This is a genomic window from Kitasatospora sp. NPDC059146 (genome assembly GCF_042786665.1).
Taxonomy (GTDB): domain Bacteria; phylum Actinomycetota; class Actinomycetes; order Streptomycetales; family Streptomycetaceae; genus Kitasatospora.
Window position 1 is genome coordinate 1 of the sequence record NZ_JBHZCY010000237.1, and the last position, 5,594, is coordinate 5,594.

Annotated in this window: 7 protein-coding genes; 2 read left to right on the forward strand and 5 right to left on the reverse strand. The window is 74.5% G+C overall.

The window, feature by feature from the left end; all coding sequences use genetic code 11:
• The 4 genes from ACFXPX_RS43310 to sigE all read right to left on the reverse strand — a co-directional run.
• Positions 1 to 674 (reverse strand): hypothetical protein (locus ACFXPX_RS43310; RefSeq protein ID WP_375884793.1); only part of this gene is annotated, 674 nt, incomplete at its 3' end.
• Positions 675 to 897: 223 nt separating this feature from the next.
• On the reverse strand, positions 898 to 1,329 hold the full coding sequence (locus ACFXPX_RS43315) for a sec-independent translocase (protein WP_380409387.1): 432 nt from the start codon (positions 1,327 to 1,329) through the stop codon (positions 898 to 900).
• A 134-nt stretch (positions 1,330 to 1,463) separates the two neighbouring features.
• Complete coding sequence (locus ACFXPX_RS43320) at positions 1,464 to 2,486, reverse strand: anti-sigma factor family protein (protein WP_380645063.1); 1,023 nt, start codon at positions 2,484 to 2,486, stop codon at positions 1,464 to 1,466.
• Positions 2,483 to 3,211: an RNA polymerase sigma factor SigE gene (gene sigE / locus ACFXPX_RS43325; protein WP_375884886.1), complete on the reverse strand. Its 729-nt coding sequence runs from the start codon at positions 3,209 to 3,211 to the stop codon at positions 2,483 to 2,485. Before sigE ends, ACFXPX_RS43320 begins: the two co-directional genes overlap by 4 nt.
• Before the next feature lie 288 nt (positions 3,212 to 3,499).
• Between sigE and ACFXPX_RS43330 the strand changes: the two genes are divergently transcribed.
• Positions 3,500 to 4,132, forward strand: coding sequence for an O-methyltransferase (locus tag ACFXPX_RS43330; RefSeq protein ID WP_380409399.1), 633 nt, complete (start codon positions 3,500 to 3,502; stop codon positions 4,130 to 4,132).
• A 109-nt stretch (positions 4,133 to 4,241) separates the two neighbouring features.
• Here ACFXPX_RS43330 and ACFXPX_RS43335 read toward each other — a convergent pair whose 3' ends face one another.
• Entirely contained in the window at positions 4,242 to 4,409 is a 168-nt protein-coding gene (locus ACFXPX_RS43335; RefSeq protein ID WP_014137929.1) for a DUF3117 domain-containing protein, read from the reverse strand.
• Positions 4,410 to 4,705: 296 nt separating this feature from the next.
• Between ACFXPX_RS43335 and ACFXPX_RS43340 the strand changes: the two genes are divergently transcribed.
• Positions 4,706 to 5,506 carry an enoyl-CoA hydratase-related protein gene (locus ACFXPX_RS43340; protein WP_380409383.1) on the forward strand — a complete coding sequence of 267 codons (801 nt, stop codon included), beginning with the start codon at positions 4,706 to 4,708 and terminating at the stop codon, positions 5,504 to 5,506.
• The last annotated feature ends 88 nt before the right edge of the window (positions 5,507 to 5,594 follow it).

Sequence of the window (5,594 nt, forward strand, 5' to 3'; positions counted from 1 at the left end):
GGCCGGGCGTAGCCGCCCAGGTCGGGGACGGTGGCGAAACCGACGCCGTAGGCGCTGACGCCCCGGCCGAAGGCGCCGAGCAGCACACCGGGGGCCTCGCCCGCCAGCACCCAGCCGTACTCGGACTCCCGGTAGCGGAAGGGCTGCGGCAGGCCGTTGACCGGCAGGCTCAGGGTCGACCAGCCGGGCCCGGCCAGGTCGTCGGCGAGGTCCCAGGCCAGGTTGCTCTGCTGGTCCAGCCAGTCCTGGCGCAGCGCGCGGTCCAGCTGGCCGGGCCAGGTCGCGGCGAGCAGGCCGGAGCCGGCCAGCCAGGCCGCCGAGGAGGCGGACGTCGCCTCCAGCGTGCCGGTGTTGTCGGCGCTGCGGCGGCTGTCCCGGCGGGCCACGGTGACCACCACGGCGAACTTGCGCACATCACGCGGCTCGAACTGCTTGGCCGGCTCGTCGCCGTGGCCGAGGGTGCCGTAGTCGACGCCGCCGGCCGCCCCGCCGCGGGGGCCGCCGGCGCCGGCCTGCATCAGGAAGCGGCGGCCGGTCCAGCCCTCGTCCAGGCCGTACCAGGGGAAGTCGGCGGACAGGTAGGGCACCAGCGGGTCCGCCGGACCGGCCTGCCCGCCGACCACCGGGCCGCCGGCCGTGACCGTCGCCCCTCCCGCCTGACTCGTCGCGTCCATCCCCGGGCCTCCTCAACGCACGTGTGCCTGCCGTGGCGCGCTCCCATGGTGGCGTACCTCGGCGTTCCCGGGGGCCGTTCCTGGTCCGCGCGGGCGCGGATGTGACGGACGGCTCAACGGGAACAATCAGCACAATAGCGGCGCGCACGCCGGGGCCCCGCTCAGCCGGGCGGGCCGGCGGGAATTGTCGGACGCGCCCCGGGCCGCGGACGGCCGGCCCGGATCAGGTGGCGTCGGGGTCGAACGGGGGCCGCTCGCCGGGCTGCAGCGGGGCGCCGGCGGAGGCGGGCGCCGCGGCCTTCTCGAAACTCACGCTGCCCGTCCGGCCGTTCACCGGCGCGGCCGGCTTGTCGTCCAGGACGGAGCGGATGTCGAGCGACTCCTTCATGTCCTTGAGGCCCAGCGGGTCCTGCTGGTCGCCCATCAGCTGCTTGCGGACGAAGGTCTTGGGGTTGAGGTCCTCGAACTCGAAGTCCTTGAAATCGGGCCCCAGCTCGCTGCGGATGTCCTCCTTCGCGGTGTCGGCGAAGGAACGGACCTTCCGGATGAAGCCCATGGTGTCCTGGATCAGCTTCGGCAGCTTGTCCGGGCCGAAGACGACGATCGCCAGTACGGCCAGGGTCAGCAGCTTCAGCCCGCCTACATCGGTGAACACCTGGGCTCCCTAGCTCATCGGACGACGTTCCTACAGGGTAATGGCCACCGGCGAGTCCCTGGTCCACGACGGGATGAAGCCGTGGTAAAGACCAGCCGGTGGCCGGGGGCCCGGCAAGATCGGCCGGACAGGGCCTAACGGGTCTGCTGGCGCAGGGCGGCGATGTTGCCCGGGTAGCGCTCCGGGGAGGAGGACGGCTCCGGGTCGCGGGTGGCGGCCACCGGGCGGCCCGGGAAGTCCACCGGGACCTGCGCGTTCATCGGGACGTAGCCGCTCCGGCCGCTGGTGCCGCCCACCGGGCTCACCGTGGTGCCGTGCTGCTCCTCGCCCTGGGTGAGCCCGCCGACGCCGCCGAGCGTCACCGCGGCGACCGAGAAGGCGCCCGCGGCGGCGAACACCAGGCGGCGGCCGCGGGCCGCGGAGGGCCGCAGGACGGCCGCTGCGGGCTGCGGGCGGGCGGCGGTGCGGTCGGGGCGGGCGACGGCCTCCGGACGGCCGCTGCGCCGGCCGATGAGCGGTCGCAGCATCGAGCCGCGGCCGAAGGCGCGCGGGTCGAACCCGGGCAGCGGGGCGTCGGCGCCGAGCGCGCCCGCGCCGAAGGAGGCACCGGCGCCGCGGCCGAAGGAGCCGCCGGTCAGCCGGCTGCCGCCGAGCGTCCCGGTGGCGTTCACGCCGCCACCGGGGAGGTCGTCGTCGTCCCGGCCGCGGAGTCGGCCGGCGTCCGCCGGGGCGTCCTCGGGGAGGCTGCCGACGGCCATCAGCCGGGCCATCAGCGCGGAGGAGGGGGCGGGGGTGTCGGTGCGGGTCAGCAGGTGCTTGACGGACCGGCCCTCGTCGGCCTCGGCCTTGCACTGCGGACAGGTGGCCAGGTGGGCCAGGACCCGCTCGCGGGAGTCGTGGCCGAGTTCGCCGTCGAGGAAGGCGGACAGCCGGTCACCCAGGTGGTGCTCCTCGGCCGCGGGCTCGGCGGGCCGTACGGGCAGCGCGCGCAGCGCCGTGTCGGCGGGCAGCGGGACGGTCGGCAGCAGAGGGTCCCCGAGGTCACCGCCCACCGGGTCCGCGGCGCCGCGGCGGCCCGGAAGGGCCCAGCTCCGCCGGGCCGAGGACCGGTCGGACGCATCCGAACGGTCCTGGCCGGACCAGCCGGTTCCGCTCACGATCGCCTCCGTCCGCGCCCACCCGGCGCCGTCGCGACCTCGGCGGCGACGCCGACCGGCACCGGCTCCTCCGAGCCGCCGCGGCGCTCGCGGCCCGGGGCCGAGCCGGGGGCGCGGTGCTTGAGGGCGGCGCGCAGGTGGGAGCGGCCGCGGTGGATGCGGCTGCGGACGGTGCCGAGCTTGACGCCCAGGGTGGCGGCGATCTCCTCGTAGGAGAGGCCCTCGATGTCGCAGAGCACCACGGCGGCGCGGAACTCCGGCGCAAGGGTGTCCAGGGCCTGCTGCACGTCGGCGTCGAAGTGGGTGTCGCTGAAGTGCTGGGCCGGGCTGGGCTCGCGGGAGGCGAGCCGCTCGGCCGCGTCCTCGCCGAGCGCGTCGAAGCGGATGCGCTGGCGGCGGCGGACCATGTCCAGGAACAGGTTGGTGGTGATCCGGTGCAGCCAGCCCTCGAAGGTGCCGGGGGTGTAGGTCGACAACGAACGGAACACCCGGACGAAGACCTCCTGGGTGAGGTCCTCGGCGTCGTGCTGGTTGCCCGTCAGCCGGTACGCGAGGCGGTAGACGCGGGCGCTGTGCGCCTCGACGATCTCCTCCCACGTGGGCGGAGTCCAGCTCTGCGAGTCGGGACCCTCGGCGAAGGTCGCGAGGACAGGGGCCTCGGCGGTACCGGCGGCCGGCGTGGCGGCGGCGGGCTGGTCCAGGTCGGAGTGCGCAGGCTGGTTCATCACGGGCTTCGGCGTACGGGCCGACGCGGTGCCGCGGGAGTGCCGCCGCACAGGGACGTCGCCCTCGGCCACACCTCCTCGGTCGGCTCTTCTGCCCAGCAGGGCCACCACCATATCCACCTCACCCGTCAAGCCCGGATAAAAGTGTCCGGGAGGTCTTGCGCACCCGGTCGTCAGTGACAACGGCCCACCGCCGTACGCGGTTCCCGCCCGGCCAGTAATCTGTGGCAGGAAATATCGACATGCTCCGGCACCGGGCCGCCACCCGGGGCTCCGAAAGAGGCAGCCATCAGCGAGTTCGGGCCCGCGCGCGCGGCCCTCGCCGACACCTACGTGGGCGAGGACGCCGTGCTGACCTACGCCCGGGCCCAGTCCGCGCGGACCGGCATACGGGCCATCGGGCCGAGCGGCGGGGCCTGCCTGCGGCTGCTGGCCGCCGCCCTGGACGCCAAGGCGGTGGCCGAGATCGGCACCGGCACCGGCGTCTCCGGCGTCTACCTGCTGCGCGGGATGCGGCCGGACGGCGTGCTCACCACGGTCGACTCGGAGCCGGTGCGCCAGCAACTGGCCCGCGAGGCCTACCAGGCGGCCGGGTTCGCGGCCAACCGCTCGCGGTTCATACCGGGCCGGGCCCTGGAGGTGCTGCCCCGGCTCGCCGACGGCCAGTACGACCTGGTGTTCTGCGACGGCGACCCGGCCGAGTCGCGGGAGTACCTGCTGGAGTCGCTGCGGCTGCTGCGGCCGGGCGGGATGGTCTGCTTCGAGGGGGTCTTCCAGGAGGGCCGGCTCGCCGAGCCGGACCACCAGGACCCGCAGACCGGCGCGGTGCGCGACCTGGTGCGGGACGTGCGGGAGAGCGACGCCCTGCTGCCCGCGCTGCTGCCGGTCTCGGACGGGCTGCTCTGCGCCGTGAAGCGCTAGCGGCCGTACGGCGCCGGGCCCCCGCCCCCGGAGAACGCACGGGCCCGGGCCGACATGACGTCGTGCCCGGGCCCGGCGGTACGTCTCCAGGAGACGGCGAGCGCTGCGGTCAGCCGCAGGCCTTCTTCAGGGCCTCGCCCAGGGCGTCGGCCTCGTCAGGCGTGAGCTCCACCACGAGACGTCCGCCGCCTTCGAGCGGAACGCGCATGATGATGCCCCGCCCCTCTTTGGTGACTTCGAGCGGGCCGTCACCCGTCCGCGGCTTCATGGCCGCCATGCTCGTTCCCCTTCCTGCAACCGCTCAGCTACGCACCGGCAGTCCGTCCACCGCCGGTATCGAACGCATTGATCGGAAGCCATTATCCCGCATGCCACGGCCTGATGACCAACATCACTCTCGGTGCAACCACGGCCGGACCGGCAGCAACCACCGCAATCGGCACCAAAAGCCCCGGCGTGGCGGCGGTGGTGACGGCACCGGAAGGTGCGATACCTCACACTCCCCAGTCCGCCCTCCGCTCCGGCATCCTGGCACGACCACCCGCGTGACGATCGTCGAGGGAGCCCTCACCCATGTCCGATTCCGTGCTCTACGAGCTGGACGGCGGCCTCGCCGTCATCACCATCAACCGCCCGGAGGCGATGAACGCCCTGGACGTGGCCACCAAGGTCGCGCTGCGCGACGCCGTGACCGAGGCCGCCGGGGACCCGGCCGTGCGCGCGGTGCTGCTCACCGGCGCGGGCGAGCGGGCCTTCTGCGTCGGGCAGGACCTGAACGAGCACCTGGCGCTGCTCAAGCGCTTCGAGGAGACCGGCGAGGGCGCGCTGCGGACCGTCGCCGAGCACTACAACCCGCTGACCCGCGCGCTGGCCGGGATGCGCAAGCCGACCGTCGCCGCGGTCGGCGGGGTGGCGGCCGGCGCGGGCGCCTCGCTCGCCTTCGCCTGCGACTTCCGGATCCTGTCCGACCGGGCCGGCTTCAACACCGCCTTCGCCGGGATCGCCCTGACCGCCGACTCCGGCGCGTCCTGGACGCTGCCCCGGCTGGTCGGGCACGCCAAGGCCACCGAGCTGCTGATGCTGCCCCGCACGGTCAAGGCCGCCGAGGCGATGGAGCTGGGCCTGGCCACCAAGGTCGTGCCGGGCGACGAACTCGCCGCCACCGCACGGGTCTTCGCCCGCGAGCTGGCCGAGGGCCCGACGGTGGCCTACGGCGCCGTCAAGGAGTCGCTGGCGTACGGCGCCTCGCACTCGCTGGACGAGCTGCTCGACAAGGAGGACGAACTCCAGACCCTGGCCGGGGAGAGCGAGGACCACCGGATCGCGGTGCGCGCCTTCATCGCCAAGGAGAAGCCGAAGTACGTCGGCCGCTAGGGCCTGTCCGGCGGATCTTGGCAGATCAGCGCGCGGCGTTGGGCGCCCGGCTGGGCGTGCGCCCGAGTCGGCCTCGTACTGGACGTAC